This is a genomic window from Shewanella sp. 10N.286.51.B8, assembly GCF_041469325.1.
Lineage (GTDB): Bacteria > Pseudomonadota > Gammaproteobacteria > Enterobacterales > Shewanellaceae > Shewanella.
Window position 1 is genome coordinate 65,329 of record NZ_JBFRKG010000041.1, and the last position, 14,775, is coordinate 80,103.

Genomic DNA, 14,775 nt, shown 5'->3' on the forward strand with positions numbered 1-14,775 from the left:
TAATCAGTCTTTGAAAGCCCCGCCTTCTGGCGGGGCTTTTGTGTTTTTTTACTTCATTGTTGATTTAGTTAGCTAGACTTTAGTTTATTAAAAATTAGTGGATTAAATTTACGTGCGGTATTTGCGATGTTTTGCATCGTTGATTATTTATTTTGCAGTAAGCGATTTATGGTGATTGTATCTTCTACGCTTCCCTGCACATCTCAATCTTTTGAGGTTATAATTGACACATTAAGTGGTGTCAGGAGTATGTATGAAGTTTATTGATGAGGCTAAAATCAGAGTTGAAGCGGGTGACGGTGGCAGTGGCTGCGTTAGCTTCAGACGTGAAAAATATGTGCCAGACGGCGGCCCTGATGGTGGTGACGGCGGTGATGGTGGTAGTGTATTTTTAGTCGCAGATGAAAACATGAACACGCTTATTGATTTCCGTTTTGTCAGCTCGCATATTGCTGAGCGTGGTAAAAATGGACGTGGCCGTGATTGTACCGGTCATGGCGGTGAAGATTTAATGCTTAAAGTACCTGTGGGTACGCGTGCTGTTGATTTCGATACTGAAGAATTATTAGGTGATTTGACTACCCATGGCCAAAAGTTACTTGTGGCTAAAGGTGGTTTCCACGGTTTAGGTAATACGCGCTTTAAAAGCAGTACCAACCGTGCGCCGAGACAGAAAACATTAGGTACGCCTGGTGAAGTACGTTTCTTAAAACTGGAATTATTGTTACTTGCTGATGTCGGCCTATTGGGCTTACCAAATGCAGGTAAATCAACCTTTATTCGTGCGGTATCTCGTGCAACACCAAAAGTTGCTGATTATCCGTTTACGACACTAGTACCAAACCTTGGTGTGGTAAGTCCACGACCTGGGCAAAACTTCGTTATCGCCGATATTCCTGGCTTGATTGAAGGTGCCTCAGATGGTGCTGGTCTTGGTATTCGTTTCTTGAAGCATTTGGAACGTTGTCGTGTGTTATTACACATCATCGATATCGATCCTATTGATGGCAGTGATCCGGTTGAATCTGCGCGTTCAATTGTGGCTGAACTTGAAAAGTATTCACCAAAGCTTGCAGCTAAGCCACGTTGGTTAGTCTTTAACAAAATCGATTTATTGCATGAAGATGAACTTGCAGAAAGAATGGATCGCATTGTTAAGGAAATGGATTGGAAGGGTGACATTTACACTATGTCAGCATTCAACCGAACGAACACTAAAGACATTAGCTTAAAACTATTAGATTTCATCAATTCACTTCCTCCTGAAGATGAAGGCACTAGCCCAGATGATGAAGTTGAGTTTAAATGGGATAACTACCATGAAGCTAGCGTTGAATCGGTAAATGAAAATTACGACGACGACTTTGATGATGACTTCGATGACGATGACTACGATGTGGAAATCATTTACCAACGTTAATAGTCGAGAGACAAGTGTACGCAGAAACTCAAAATGATATCACTCGTCTTGTTGTACGAAGTGCACAATTACTTCTAGCCTATGGCGCTGAGTCTGATCTTGTTGAAGAGATCAGTCAGCGCTTAGGTAAAGCGCTGGGTCTTGCCAGCGTTGAACTTTCAATTTCCTCCAACTCCCTTGTACTGACCAGTTTAGTCCATGGCCGCTGTATAACTACAACCCGACGCATTCGAGAGCATGGCATCAATATGAAGGTGGTGTGTGAAGTACAACGCATTTGCCTCTTGGCAGAGCGCGGAGTGTGCAATGCCAAACAAGTTAAACGCCGCTTAGAGATCATTGAGCCTAAGAGTTATCCGGCAAAATATTTGATCCCGATGATTGGGCTATCTTGTGCGAGTTTTTGTCACTTGTTTGGTGGTGATATTACCGCGTGTCTTATTACATTCTGTGCTTCAGCTATTGGTATGTCAGTGCGATTATCATTAGTCAAAAAGCACTTTAATGCACTCATTATCTTTGCCATTACCGCTTTTATCACCACAATCATTGCCCAAATCGGCTTCATCACTGATTTAACCTCAACCCCTAAAACCCCAATGGCTGCCAGTGTGCTGATGTTAGTGCCCGGTTTTCCGTTAATTAATGCGATATCAGATATGGTTAAAGGCCATATGAATGTGGGTATATCTCGCTGGGGCCACGCGACACTCTTAACACTGGCTACTGTCATTGGGATTACACTTTCAATGGCATTGGGTGGGATTTTGTTTATATGAATCTTATTTTAGAATTGCTGCATGATGGACTTTTTTCAGCAATACCAGCGCTAGGCTTTGCGATGTTGTTTAATGTTCCGAAGCGATACTTACCTTTTTGTGCGGTAGCTGGCGCCATAGGGCATAGTTCAAGAAGCCTACTTATGCATTTTGATATGCCCATAGAGTGGGCGACATTTGCAGCTGCAGCCATCGTTGGTATTATTACGATACGCTTTGCTAAGCGTCACCTCGCGCCGCCGCTAATGTATGCTGTTGCAGCTATCATACCCATGGTACCGGGTACCTATGCATACAATACCTTGATAGCTTTGGTACAACTGAGTGTTCAAGAGCAAGTCAGCAGTGATTTAACTTCGATAGTCATTCTTAATGGCCTGAAAACCGTATTCATTCTTGGGGCATTATCAGTCGGCTTAGCAATGCCCTCATTAGTGTATTATCGAACCAGACCTATTATTTAACCCCCGTTTTAGCATCAAATAAGGATTTTTATATGCGCATCGCAATGATAGCCGCCATGGCCAATAATCGTGTCATTGGTAAAGATAATAAAATGCCTTGGCACTTACCTGAAGATTTAAAGCATTTTAAGGCGATGACCTTAGGTAAGCCTGTGGTGATGGGGCGTAAAACCTTTGAATCTATTGGTAGACCGCTTCCAGGTAGACATAATATTGTCATCAGCCGCCAAGCAGATTATCACATTGAAGGCGTTTCATGTGTGAGTTCATTTGAGCAAGCTAAACAACTTGTTACAGATTGTGATGAATTAGTTGTCATTGGTGGTGGGCAGCTCTATAAAGAAATTTTACCGCTGGCCGATATATTATATCTAACCTTCATTGAGCTAACTGTTGATGGCGATACTTTTTTCCCCGAGTGGGATGATGATAGCTGGACGTTACAAGATAAGGTTAATCAGGTTAATGCAGCACAATTGCAATATAGCTTTAACACTTTTGTGAAAAAATGTTAAATTACAAGCTGTTTTACCCTGAATAGAGGTTTACCCTTGATGGTAAGCTGAAAATAATAATACCTACAAAGGAGTATCGGATGCGTTTAATGCCTGTGGCCGTCGCCGTCCTAATTGCAGCATCTTCAGTTTCAACCCCAGCAGTCGCTGATACCGATCAACTTGTGGCAAGTATTTGTGATTACGTTAAATCGAATGATAAAAATCGACTACGTAAAAAACTCAAAGAAAGTCGTGTTAAATTACGTAATATCTATACCGGTGTTTCTTGTGATGGCGCAAGCTTATTAAGAACCGCTTATAATGCAAATTCATTTGAAGTGGGTGAGTACATCGCTAAACGTCTTCCTGCTGGTGATTTAAGTTCACCAGAAGCCGACGGGAAAAGCATTCTTGATTGGGCTAATAGCAATGGCCATAGTGGTAGTGCTATTACTGCTGCAGTTCAAGATCGCATTAATAGTGGTGAGTAAAGCGCATTGATTAATTTGGTGATAGCAATTGTGAATTATCAAATATAATCTTATGCATAAATAAAGTTGATAGCTTTGACTGCCAAAACCGCCTTAGGGCGGTTTTTTGTTGCTTATGGTTTTTATTGCCGCAAATCATTGCTAAGTCATGGCGCTATTAGGCTTTAAAGGCAATAAAAAAGGCTCTAAAGAGCCTTTTCTACATTTAGATACTGTGAGTCGTTAAACTTTAAATTCCTTCACAGAGCTTTGTAGCTCTTCAGACAGCATTGCTACTTGCTGACTTGATTGTGCTGTTTGATCTGCGCCTATGGCGGTTTCTTCTGAAATAGCAGCAATGTGCTCTAGCATTTCAGAGACTTGCTGACTGACCAAGTTTTGCTCTTGAGCGGCTTGGGCAATGTGATTACCAGAGTCGTAAGCTTTATGTACTGACTGACTAATGGTTTCTAAGGCCAAGTTAGCTTGTTCTGTTTTATCGACACAGCTGGTTGCTTGTGTGCGGCCTAATTCCATGACCGTCACTGCTTGTTGTGCACCTTGTTGTAACACTTCAATCATTTGCTGAATTTCGCTAGTCGATTCTTGGGTTCTAGAAGCAAGACTGCGCACTTCATCGGCGACAACAGCAAAACCACGGCCTTGCTCACCCGCGCGGGCAGCTTCAATCGCAGCGTTTAATGCCAGTAAGTTAGTTTGCTCTGCAATACCACGAATTACATCAAGAATAGAGCCGATTGATGCGCTATCAGTATGGACCTTATTGATCACCACGCCCGCTTTAGCGACTTCTTCTGCTAAGGCAAGAATAGTGACTTTATTCTCTTCAGCAAGTGTGCGCATATGCTGAGTTTCTTGATCGGCTTGCTTAATTTGTTCAAGGGCTTGATCGGCGCTCATTGAAACTTGTTGGGCGCTAGAGCTTAGCTCAGTAGTTGCGGTGGCCACTTGATCCACTTGATTTTTTTGCTCTTGAATACCAGATGTAGTTTGGGTGGTTATTGCTGACGTTTCTTCTGCTGCAGCAGCCAACTGATTCGAGCGGTCTAAAATGCCGACAATTAAATTACTTAAGCTATCGACTAGGCTGTTACAGTTTTTAGCCAATAGGGCAAATTCATCGTGACCAGTATCATCTAATTTATGAGTTAAATCTCCAGAGGCAAGAATATTTAGCGCCTGGTTTACTTTTTCTAATGAGCGAGTTAATGGTTTCACTACGGCGTAACTGACGATAATTGCCACCACAATGGCCAGAATAACTACCAGCATTGTTTGGATAGTAGCCGAATCGATATTTTTAATTGCATCGTCACTTATTTTAGCTGTGAAGTTTTCAATTTTATTAGCTAGCTCGTTCATTCTAGCATTAACGTCTAAACGGTCTTTATCGGTTGCAGCTAACATTTCGGCAGCGGTTTGATCATGCTTTAGTTGCTGGCCTTTCAAGGTAACTATGGAGTTATTACCTGTCACTAGGGCAAATACAGCATCACTTTCTACGTTTAAATCATTAAGAGTGCTATCGCTAATAATACCGCGGCCTTGTAAGTTGATATGCTCAATCTTTGTGCGGGTATCGTTGAGCATGTACTCTAGCTCATTCACTATTACTTCATATTTAGCGTTTTCTTTAGCGGCAACTAAATCATAAATGGTGGTAATAATATTGATGAAATTACTATCAACGACTCCCGCTGCAGCTGCAATACTTTGTTTAGTGGTATCTTCACTCAACTCTAGATCTATCAGGTCTAATAAAATCGATGATGCATCATCTGCGCTGTCTTCTAAATTATCTCGAAGTTGTAATAGTTGTTCATGTTTTAATAATGCATTTTCATGCTCTATTAGCATTAAAGCGCTATTTTTTTCAAAATTATGGTAGCTGTTTTTAAGCTGAGAAAGGTTACTGGAAAACTCTTGTCTACCAGAAATTAACCCAGTCAAGTTATTGAGTTTTTTGTTAAATTCCACTGATTCAGTGTTTATATTTTTTTTGACTGCTGGAATTTGAGCTGATTGATCAGTGTAGTAACCGAATAGAATGTGAATTTGCTGGGCGCTTAAGTTTTGCGTTAATTCACCGGTAGCAGTAAGGGCAGGCAAACTAACTTGTTGTAAGGTGCTAGTACTGTCCTTGATGCTATTGTTGGTGAGCAAAGACACGCCACCTAAAACTATCAAAAGGAGAGTCACAACGGTAAAACCGCCAATCACTCTGGTGGCAACATTAATTTTCATAGCATACTCCGGCTGTTATTATTTTATCCCGAATTTATCTCTTTGATCACTCAGGGCTGTATGATCATTGGAGATCCAATAACTGTATCGGCTTTGTTACTGGAAAGTTTAATTATTTATTTATGATTTTATGTTGTGCTGTTGTATTTTTTCGTTGGTTTCTAAATGCCATAGGGTTAAATGCTCTCCCCAGCAACATCCTGTATCCAGTGCTTGCATATTAGGTTGGTTAACCACGCCCATTAACGCCGCCCAATGACCAAATACCAAAGTGTGGCTTTGTTTTAACGGGGAGTTGAATTCGAACCAAGGCGTGAGTTGTGGTGGTTTGTCTTGAATGGGGGATTTACATTTAAAGTCTAAACTGCCATCAGCAAACAAATAGCGCATTCGCGTTAGGGCATTGATGCAATATCGCAGTCTTGGCAAGCCTATGGCTGTACTGTCCCAGCGCTCTGCATCATCGGTGTACATTTTTGCAATTAGTGAATCGATATAATCATCTTGCTGTAATGCTTGGCTCACCGCATTAGCTTCTGTGAGTAAGGTCGCTAAGTCCCACTGCGGTGGAATGCCTGCATGGCTCATGATGATATTGTGGGAGGGCAGTGTCTGCACCAAGGGTTGCTTTCTTATCCAAGTAATTAAGTCGGGTAAATCATCAGCGCTTAGCAATTCAGCAAGCTTATCTTTGGGGTTGGGTCTTTTAATGTTGCCGTTAAGGGCTAATAGATGCAGGTCGTGATTACCCAAAGTTATTTTGGCACTGGCCTCTAATGATTTTAAATAGCGTAAAGTTTGTAAGGAGCCATTACCTCTGGCGATTAAATCGCCGACAGCCCATAGTTCATCCTTTGAAGGGTTAAAGTCCACTTTAGCGAGGATCAGTTGTAATTCTTCAAAACAGCCTTGTATATCGCCAACAAAATAATGTGCCATAGGATTATTGTAGAATCCCTGGGACGGCTAATCTAAATGTTGGGATTGCAGCTTTAAAAGCTTCACCTTGGGCGCTGCTCATGCCGTATGAGCCTTCCATAAAGCCAACGGGTGTTTCTAATACTGTGCCACTTGAGTATTGGTAAGCTGTATTAGGTTCGATAGTCGGTGTTTCTCCGACCACGCCAGGGCCTTGCACTTCACTTTTTTCACCGTTTGAGTCAGTAATAATCCAGTGGCGATCTTTGAGTGTCACTGCAATGTCGCTCAGATTAATGATGGTAATGGTATAACTGAATAAATATTTTGATTCTGCTGCTGATGACTGCTCTTCTAAATAGTTAGTCTCAACTTTTATTTTAATTTTGGGGGCTACAGAGGACATTAAACTTCCTAAAAACGAAAGGGCACTTTCAATGAAAAGTGCCCTTAGAATTATAGATTTTTATCGCAAACTAAATTTGCAAGTGCCACATACTGCTCGACAGTTATTTGCTCCGGTCGAAGAGTCGAATCAATGTTCAGCGCGCTGAACTCATCATCTGTTATCATGTGCTTTAAGTTATTCCGTAGTGTTTTACGGCGCATATTAAAGGCTGTGGTACATAGATGACGTAAAACGGTGACATCTTTACACGGGAATGGTTTTACATCGTATGGCAACAAACGTACCACTGCAGAGTCGACCTTTGGCGCCGGAGTAAAGCTTTGTGGCGGCACTTCAAGTACAGGTACCACTTTACAGTAGTACTGCGCCATCACAGTTAGGCGGCCGTAAGCTTTAGTGCCTGGACTTGCAGAAAGGCGCAAAACCACTTCTTTTTGTAGCATAAAGTGCATGGTTTCAATTATTTCAGCGAACTCAAATAAGTGAAACATTAACGGCGTTGAGATGTTGTACGGTAAATTACCAAATACTTTCATCTTTTTGCCGTCTTGTTGCAACTGGCTAAAGTCGAAGTTCAGTGCATCACCCTGATTGATATTAAGCTTATGCTTTAATACTGGGTGGTTTTCTAAACGCTCGACTAAGTCTCTATCTAATTCGACTACAGTTAAGCAATCAACTGATTCAGCAACAGGTTCAGTTAATGCGCCAAGGCCTGGGCCAATTTCAACCATAACATGGTCATTATCTGGCGAGATGGCGCCCACGATCCGACTGATCACACTTTCATCAGTTAAAAAGTTTTGTCCAAAACGTTTTCTGGCCGTGTGGCCTAAATGTACTTTATTGCTCATTAAAATTTAACTACTTACTTTTGAGGCCAATTCAATGGCTTTATTTAATGCACAGGTAAAACTACCACTATCAGCTTCACCGGTTCCGGCTAGCTCTAAAGCTGTGCCATGATCGACAGAGGTTCTGATATACGGAAGACCTAAGGTAATGTTAACCGATTTTCCAAAACCTAAAGATTTAAGTACTGGAAGTCCTTGGTCGTGATACATAGCAAGAACCACATCTGCTTCTTGTAAGTATTTAGGCTGGAATAAAGTATCTGCAGGTAATGGACCTACAATATCAATACCTTGCTCTCTAAGTTCATTCAGAGCAGGGATCATGATATCAATCTCTTCTCGGCCTAAGTGTCCATCTTCACCAGCATGCGGATTAAGGCCGCAGACGAATATTTTAGGTGAAGTAATGCCAAACTTTTGCACTAACTCACTGTGCAAGATTTGTATTATATGATGTAAACGCTCGCGTGTAATGGCTTTTGCAACATAAGCCAGTGGAATGTGGGTGGTCATTAACGCCACCTGCAGACCTGGCGCTGCCAGCATCATTACCACATCTTGGCAATTTGCTTGTAATGCAAAAAATTCAGTATGGCCGCTAAAAGGTATACCCGCTTGATTAATAATACCTTTATGAACAGGGCCCGTTACCACAGCTTCAAATTCATTGGTCATGTTTTTCTCACCCGCATAACGCAAGGTGTCGACCACATATTCACTGTTAAGCTCATTTAATTTGCCGCATTCAACTTCTGCAGCAAGAGTAAATGGCGCAATGGTTAAGGTGCCAGCTTCCTGAGCCTTAGCAGGTAACGTTGGCTGGTAAGGTCTTAATGTCAGCGGCAAGCCAAGCATTTTTGCTCGGCTAGTTAATAATTCTGGGTCGGCGCAAACAACTAACTCAGCAGGCCATGGCTGCTGAGCAAGTTTAATAACAAGATCTGGGCCGATACTCGCCGGCTCACCCGGCGTAATCGCAATACGTATTGTCATTAAGTTAGCTTAACCTCGAGTACTCTCAGGTTCAAAAACTTCAATATAGGCTTCTGAACGCATTTCATCTAACCAGTTTTGTAGCTCTTCATTGAACTTACGACGATAAATCAACTGGTGAGCACGATTGCTATTAAACTGAGCAGTAGCATCAGTTTTACGTTTTTCTTCAAGTTGAACGATGTGCCATCCATGGGTTGTTCTAAAGGGTTCACTATACTCATTAATTTCTAAGCTTGATAATGTTTGAGCAAACTCAGGTACATATACAGTCGGTTCTGCCCAGCCTAATTCACCACCTTTTGCCCCAGAACCTGGATCTTCAGAGTATTGGCGGGCAAGTGCTGCAAAATCAGCTTCGCCTGAACGAACTTGAGCTAAAAAGCTTTCTAGCATTGCTTTAGCACGATCTTCTGAAAGGATCGGTGATGGTTTTAGCAGAATATGTCGTGATCTTACTTCATTGATTTCTTTGGTTTGCAGGCCGCGAGCGTCCATGATTTTAATAATATGGAAACCTGAGGCACTTTTAATTGGGCCAATGACATCACCAGTTTTAGCGTCAGTTACTACCTCAGCAAACAAGGTTGGCATTTCGTTCACGCTCATGTAATCCCAGATACCACCTTCAAGCGCTTTAGGCCCTGATGAAGATGCGATAGCTGTGCGGCGAAAATCTTCACCTTCATTTAAGCGGTCTAATACGATATTCGCCCGTTTGCTCGATGCTTCTAGTTGTTCACTGCTTGGGTTATTTGGCACTTCAATTAAGATATGTCCAACTTGGAACTCGACATCTTTTAAACCTTGCTCTTGGATCATTTTAACTAAGTTACTGATCTCTTGAGGTGAGACTTGAATACGACGCTGAACTTGAATACGTTGGATTTCACCTAGGGTGATTTCTTCACGTAATTGCTCACGGTATTGCGCATAGCTCATGCCTTCGCTTTCAATTTGTTGTTGCATTTGAGAAACCGTTAGCTTTTGCTCTTTAGCAATATTCTCAATGGTTTGATCAAGCTGTAGGTCACCAATAGATAGACCAATACGTTCTGCCATTTGTAATTGCAAGTGAGTCAAAATTAAACGTTCAATAACTTGAGTGCGAAGTGCATTATCTGACGGTAAGCCTTGGCCTGCTTTTAGCGCATTGGCTTTTACCGACGCCACCATATGAGTGATTTCACTTTCAAGAATAATACCCTCATTAATTTGTACTGATACGCGGTCGAGGGGAACTGGCGCCGCGATGGTTACTTGGCTCATTGCCAAAGTAAATAAAGCAAAAATCATTTTCTTACAGTGTTTCATCCACGAAATCCTTGGCACTTTTAGTTTTAATTGCAGTGGAATATATACCACATACAGTGTTGTTATCTTTTATTAGGACTGTTTGTTTTCCAGTAGGTTCAGCAATCTACCACAAATGATGGCTAATTCCTCAAGTAAAGTGGTTTACGATAGTTAAATAATCCGTCATCAAGCATGTCTTCGACACCTAGGGGGCCAGAACCACCTAAGCCTTTAATGATAAAGTTAAGGTATACACCACTTTCAAACTCTTCTCGGGTATCTAAACTTGGATTTAAATCATCATCGTAATTAGTTTTAATGCGGTAATGGTAACTTAAGCGCAATGCCCAGCAGCAAGATTCGTATTGGACACCGGTATAGGTTTCAATATTTCTTGATTCATTTAAGTCGTAATAAAAGTTACCGACAAAATATAAATCATCACTTATTGGCCATGAGGTGCGCATGCCTATTTGAGATATGTTCACTCTGTCATTAGTGTTGGTGTTAAGCAAATCAGGCACATAGCGATAGCTAAACTGTAATAATTTGTCATTACTGGGCCTAAAATCTAAGGTGACTTCACTTTTCTTATTCTCACCGTTTTCAGTATCAAATTGCACAGCACCACTAATAAACCAATCTTGATACATATTGGCATCGATTTCAGCGGCAAGCACAGAGGTTGATGCGTCCGCTTCTATGTCGTTGTAACTATTTATTTTACTATCTTCAATAAACACAATTTGACCTATGCTGAATTTAAATTTTTCAACATTGGACTCATCAAAGAGGCGCGTTGTAACCCCTAAGGTTATTTGATTGGTGTCTGCAATTCTATCTAAACCAGAAAAGCGGCGGTCTCTAAATAAGCCAAAGTAATCTTCTTGTAACTGGGCAGTATCATAAATCCCAATATTAGATTGGTCTTCGTAGCCGACATATAAATATTGAAATTGTGGCTCTAAGGTTTGTTTGTAATTACTGCCAAGCATGGCTAACTGACGTTCAAAATTAATTTGACCGTGAATTCGCACTTGAGGAATGGTTCGGTTAACCGTGTCATCCAGTTCATCATTGCTGTTATTGTTGTCTTGCCAGTATTGGGTTTGCAGTAATTTAACTTCACTGGTCACAGAACCTGCAGGCCCCTGTATCGGCCAGCTTATACTAGGCTCCATATGAAAACGTGTCGCCGTGGCATAGTCATTTTCTGTATGTTGAAAATTGGTTAGCTCAGAATTGAATTTAAAATCTAACCCATTCCAAAAATCATTAGTCTGATAGTTAAAGTTCAGCTGAGGCATAACCTGATAAGGGCTCTCTTCTTCGCCGAGAACTTTAATGTCTTGTACCCGCATGCCGAGGTTCCAATCTCGTTCAAAGTAGCTAATTTCACCAATACGTGAAAGCTGATTATCCGTTGATCGATTAACATCAGAACTGAGATCATTGAAATAGTTATTGTCTGAGACATCTGTAAAGTTAGCTTGTACACGCCAATTGTCATTTATTGCGCCTTGATGGCGCCAATGGTACAGGTAACGGTCAGGGCTATTATCTAACTTGTCGTCATTAGCAAGGAATTCAAAGTTGAATTGACCATTTTGTTGTTCACCGGCTAAGTATCGAAATTCTGTTTTACTGTAAAACCCACGGGCTGACATATAGGTTGGGGTAAAGGTTAAGTCGTATTCTGGGGCGATATTCCAATAATAAGGCACACTGACTTCAACGCCATTGGTGGTACTGGTGCTAAAACTGGGAAATAAGAAGCCTGACTTTCTTTTATCTGAAACCGGAATGGTCATATAGGGGATGTACATAATCGGTACATCGGCTATGCGTAATTTAGCATCCCAGATCTCACCCCATTCTTCACTGCTGTCGATGCGTATTTCTTTGGCTTCAAGGCGCCAAGAGTTATCGCCAGGGGGGCAGGTGGTGAAATTGGTGTTACTGAGCTCTAAATTGTTTTGTTCGGTAATTTTTAATTGCTGAGCATCGCCGTTAATTTGTTGGCCATTAAGCCAATACTTAGCCCCAGTAAGGGTGGCGCTGTTGGTCAGCATTTGCGCATTTAATGAATCTGCGGTTACGGTAAATTGCTCATCACTGAAAATCAGATTGCCATTAGCATCTAATTGTTCATTTTTTTGATCTAAGATGGCTTCGTCAGCACTGATATGGCGACTACCTTGGCTGAAACTGACATTACCAGAAAAATGGGCTTTATCGCCCATGGCTGCTTCAGAGCGATCGGAAATAATGACAATATCTTCAGCTGAAATATTGCTAATGCTATCACGGTCGTTTATTGACGGTGAAACGGGGGCCTGCACTGCACATTGAAGCTGAGCCTCTTCAATTTCAGGAGACTCTTGTGCCAAGACTAGGTTTGGTAACAGGCTTAATGCCAGGAAATAACGGATCTGCATGTTAATAATTGATTATGAATTCTTAGTCTAGACAAAATGAATTGAAAAAAGAGCCACAGCTAACATTTTATCTTTAGCTGTTTCCAAATGTTATGTTGGCTATAATAAAGCAATTTTTACATAAGAGCCATTGAGATGAGTTTATCTGATACAAGATTTATTTTACTGAGTAAGTGGTTAAGTCAACATTTCAACACAGATATCACCCCAACACTCATTTGTGGTGATGCCAGTTTTCGTCGTTATTTTCGCGTTCAGCATTTAGCAAATACGTATATCGTCTCTGATTCGCCTGTTGAACTGGTACCTATAGCGCCCTTTATTGAGCTAGCAGCTGCATACGCACAATCAGGATTAAAGGTACCTGAAGTTATAGCACAAGATGATATTAACGGCTTTGTATTGCAGTCAGATTTAGGCGATGAGCAACTCATAACACGCCTGAATGACCAATCTGTGATTGATTTTTATCAGCAAGCGTTAGGGTTATTGCCGCAAGTGGCACAGGTTAAGTCCACCATTAAGGGGGATTTACCGCAATACGATGCCGCTTTTGTGCAGCGAGAGTTAGCCATTTTTACCGAGTGGCTGTTATTGAAGCATTTGCAATTAACCCTGAGTGAAGATGAGCATGGCATTATCGAGAATGCTTTTGGGGTGTTAACCGCCAATGCAATTGAGCAGCCTAGTGTCGGAATGCACCGTGATTTTCATTGCCGCAATATTCTCATAAATCAGCAACAATTAGCCTTAATTGATTTTCAAGATGCGGTGATTGGCCCTGTTACCTATGATGCGGTGTCATTACTGCGAGACTGTTATGTGAGATGGCCAGATGCTGTGGTTAATCAGCTTCAAATGGATCATTTTAATTTATGTATTCAGCATGGATTAATTGATGATGGTGTAAGCTTTAGCCAATATCAGCGCTGGTTTGATTTAATGGGAATGCAGCGCCACATAAAAGCCGCCGGCATTTTTGTACGGCTGAATTTGCGTGATGGCAAAGCCGGTTATTTGAAGGATATTCCACTTACCCTTAGTTACATCGTTGATATTGCCGCTTTATACCCAGAGCTACAAGACTTTGGTCAATGGTTGCAACAAAAGGTGCTAACGCATTTTACTGCAGATGCGACAGATCAATGATATTCGTGCGGCTACCGTTAATATACACAGATAAGCTTAACCTTATGGACATTAAAATATGAAAGCCATGATTTTGGCTGCGGGTCGTGGTGAGCGATTACGACCGCTTACAGATTCACTTCCCAAACCTTTGGTTGCAGCAGCGGGTAAACCGCTAATTGTTTACCATTTAGAAAAGTTAGCCGCCGCTGGCATCAAAGAAGTTGTCATCAACCATGCTTGGTTAGGGCATAAATTAGTACAAGCGCTAGGCAATGGCAGTCAGTGGGGGCTCACTATTAACTATAGTGCTGAAGAGAACGCCTTAGAAACTGCTGGCGGTATTAAACAAGCCCTAAGCCTATTAGGTGACGAAGCTTTTTTGGTTATCAATGGCGATATATATATCGATGAACTGCCTGATATCACCCAGGCAATGGCACAATTAAAAGCAGAACCCGCATTAGAGGCTTTTTTATGGTTAGTTGATAATCCTCAGCATAACCCAGAAGGTGATTTTGCGATTATTGGAGCGCAATTAGCGCAAGCGGGTGCCAATAAGCTAACCTATTCAGGCATGGGGATTTATCATCCCAAAATGTTTGCTGACATTGGCGCAGGTAAGCAAGCCTTAGGGCCATTATTACGTCACAAAATGGCTGATAAAAAGATTATCGGTAGTCGTACCAGTACTTACTGGTGTGATGTAGGTACCATTGAGCGGTTAGACTTGTTAACAAACTACTTGGCAACAGGCACCATATCGGCAGAAACGTAAATTGTAAGCAAGCCGCAGTAAGCACATGACGACATGTGCCATAAATAACCAGTCGACATAGACAGT

The 14,775-nt window shown here is 41.5% G+C and carries 14 protein-coding genes; 7 read left to right on the forward strand and 7 right to left on the reverse strand.

Features of this window, described 5'->3' with window-relative positions:
• Positions 1 to 253: 253 nt before the first annotated feature.
• The 5 genes from cgtA to AB4160_RS15665 all read left to right on the forward strand — a co-directional run bounded on the left by cgtA (position 254) and on the right by AB4160_RS15665 (position 3,651).
• Positions 254 to 1,420: an Obg family GTPase CgtA gene (gene cgtA / locus AB4160_RS15645; RefSeq protein ID WP_076541219.1), complete on the forward strand. Its 1,167-nt coding sequence runs from the start codon at positions 254 to 256 to the stop codon at positions 1,418 to 1,420.
• 14 nt (positions 1,421 to 1,434) lie between these two features.
• Entirely contained in the window at positions 1,435 to 2,199 is a 765-nt protein-coding gene (locus AB4160_RS15650; RefSeq protein WP_102438865.1) for a threonine/serine exporter ThrE family protein, read from the forward strand.
• Complete coding sequence (locus tag AB4160_RS15655) at positions 2,196 to 2,663, forward strand: threonine/serine exporter family protein (protein WP_102438863.1); 468 nt, start codon at positions 2,196 to 2,198, stop codon at positions 2,661 to 2,663. The genes AB4160_RS15650 and AB4160_RS15655 overlap by 4 nt, the downstream gene beginning before the upstream one ends.
• A 32-nt stretch (positions 2,664 to 2,695) precedes the next feature.
• Positions 2,696 to 3,178, forward strand: coding sequence for a type 3 dihydrofolate reductase (gene folA, locus AB4160_RS15660; RefSeq protein ID WP_102475568.1), 483 nt, complete (start codon positions 2,696 to 2,698; stop codon positions 3,176 to 3,178).
• 80 nt (positions 3,179 to 3,258) lie between these two features.
• Positions 3,259 to 3,651, forward strand: a complete 393-nt coding sequence (locus tag AB4160_RS15665) for a DUF3718 domain-containing protein (RefSeq protein ID WP_102438859.1) — start codon at positions 3,259 to 3,261, stop codon at positions 3,649 to 3,651.
• 222 nt (positions 3,652 to 3,873) lie between these two features.
• On the opposite strand, the gene AB4160_RS15670 is transcribed toward AB4160_RS15665, so the two are convergent.
• The 7 genes from AB4160_RS15670 to lptD all read right to left on the reverse strand — a co-directional run bounded on the left by AB4160_RS15670 (position 3,874) and on the right by lptD (position 12,803).
• Entirely contained in the window at positions 3,874 to 5,895 is a 2,022-nt protein-coding gene (locus AB4160_RS15670; protein ID WP_102532203.1) for a methyl-accepting chemotaxis protein, read from the reverse strand.
• 120 nt (positions 5,896 to 6,015) lie between these two features.
• Positions 6,016 to 6,834, reverse strand: coding sequence for a symmetrical bis(5'-nucleosyl)-tetraphosphatase (locus AB4160_RS15675; protein ID WP_372005452.1), 819 nt, complete (start codon positions 6,832 to 6,834; stop codon positions 6,016 to 6,018).
• 4 nt (positions 6,835 to 6,838) lie between these two features.
• Complete coding sequence (gene apaG, locus AB4160_RS15680; RefSeq protein ID WP_102438854.1) at positions 6,839 to 7,219, reverse strand: Co2+/Mg2+ efflux protein ApaG; 381 nt, start codon at positions 7,217 to 7,219, stop codon at positions 6,839 to 6,841.
• Between the two features lie 50 nt (positions 7,220 to 7,269).
• The gene (gene rsmA / locus AB4160_RS15685) at positions 7,270 to 8,076 is read right to left on the reverse strand and encodes a 16S rRNA (adenine(1518)-N(6)/adenine(1519)-N(6))-dimethyltransferase RsmA (protein WP_076541204.1); all 807 of its coding nucleotides are present in this window, start codon (positions 8,074 to 8,076) and stop codon (positions 7,270 to 7,272) included.
• A gap of 6 nt (positions 8,077 to 8,082) precedes the next feature.
• Positions 8,083 to 9,069, reverse strand: a complete 987-nt coding sequence (gene pdxA, locus AB4160_RS15690) for a 4-hydroxythreonine-4-phosphate dehydrogenase PdxA (protein WP_102438852.1) — start codon at positions 9,067 to 9,069, stop codon at positions 8,083 to 8,085.
• Between the two features lie 9 nt (positions 9,070 to 9,078).
• On the reverse strand, positions 9,079 to 10,383 hold the full coding sequence (gene surA / locus AB4160_RS15695; protein WP_102438850.1) for a peptidylprolyl isomerase SurA: 1,305 nt from the start codon (positions 10,381 to 10,383) through the stop codon (positions 9,079 to 9,081).
• Between the two features lie 122 nt (positions 10,384 to 10,505).
• Positions 10,506 to 12,803, reverse strand: coding sequence for an LPS assembly protein LptD (gene lptD / locus AB4160_RS15700; RefSeq protein ID WP_102475565.1), 2,298 nt, complete (start codon positions 12,801 to 12,803; stop codon positions 10,506 to 10,508).
• 135 nt (positions 12,804 to 12,938) lie between these two features.
• On the opposite strand from lptD, the gene AB4160_RS15705 reads away from it, so the two are divergent.
• Together AB4160_RS15705 and murU are read left to right on the forward strand one after the other, a co-directional pair.
• Positions 12,939 to 13,952: an aminoglycoside phosphotransferase family protein gene (locus AB4160_RS15705; protein ID WP_198590507.1), complete on the forward strand. Its 1,014-nt coding sequence runs from the start codon at positions 12,939 to 12,941 to the stop codon at positions 13,950 to 13,952.
• A gap of 58 nt (positions 13,953 to 14,010) precedes the next feature.
• Positions 14,011 to 14,709 carry an N-acetylmuramate alpha-1-phosphate uridylyltransferase MurU gene (gene murU / locus AB4160_RS15710; RefSeq protein ID WP_102475564.1) on the forward strand — a complete coding sequence of 233 codons (699 nt, stop codon included), beginning with the start codon at positions 14,011 to 14,013 and terminating at the stop codon, positions 14,707 to 14,709.
• Positions 14,710 to 14,775: the final 66 nt, after the last annotated feature.

Excerpts from the sequence above, each read along its gene's own strand:
- cgtA (WP_076541219.1), top strand. The coding sequence starts at position 254 with ATGAAGTTTATTGATGAGGCTAAAATCAGAGTTGAAGCGGGTGACGGT.
- AB4160_RS15655 (WP_102438863.1), top strand. The coding sequence starts at position 2,196 with ATGAATCTTATTTTAGAATTGCTGCATGATGGACTTTTTTCAGCAATA.
- folA (WP_102475568.1), top strand. The coding sequence starts at position 2,696 with ATGCGCATCGCAATGATAGCCGCCATGGCCAATAATCGTGTCATTGGT.
- AB4160_RS15665 (WP_102438859.1), top strand. The coding sequence starts at position 3,259 with ATGCGTTTAATGCCTGTGGCCGTCGCCGTCCTAATTGCAGCATCTTCA.
- AB4160_RS15670 (WP_102532203.1), bottom strand. The coding sequence starts at position 5,895 with ATGAAAATTAATGTTGCCACCAGAGTGATTGGCGGTTTTACCGTTGTG.
- AB4160_RS15675 (WP_372005452.1), bottom strand. The coding sequence starts at position 6,834 with ATGGCACATTATTTTGTTGGCGATATACAAGGCTGTTTTGAAGAATTA.
- apaG (WP_102438854.1), bottom strand. The coding sequence starts at position 7,219 with ATGTCCTCTGTAGCCCCCAAAATTAAAATAAAAGTTGAGACTAACTAT.
- rsmA (WP_076541204.1), bottom strand. The coding sequence starts at position 8,076 with ATGAGCAATAAAGTACATTTAGGCCACACGGCCAGAAAACGTTTTGGA.
- pdxA (WP_102438852.1), bottom strand. The coding sequence starts at position 9,069 with ATGACAATACGTATTGCGATTACGCCGGGTGAGCCGGCGAGTATCGGC.
- surA (WP_102438850.1), bottom strand. The coding sequence starts at position 10,383 with ATGAAACACTGTAAGAAAATGATTTTTGCTTTATTTACTTTGGCAATG.
- lptD (WP_102475565.1), bottom strand. The coding sequence starts at position 12,803 with ATGCAGATCCGTTATTTCCTGGCATTAAGCCTGTTACCAAACCTAGTC.
- AB4160_RS15705 (WP_198590507.1), top strand. The coding sequence starts at position 12,939 with ATGAGTTTATCTGATACAAGATTTATTTTACTGAGTAAGTGGTTAAGT.
- murU (WP_102475564.1), top strand. The coding sequence starts at position 14,011 with ATGAAAGCCATGATTTTGGCTGCGGGTCGTGGTGAGCGATTACGACCG.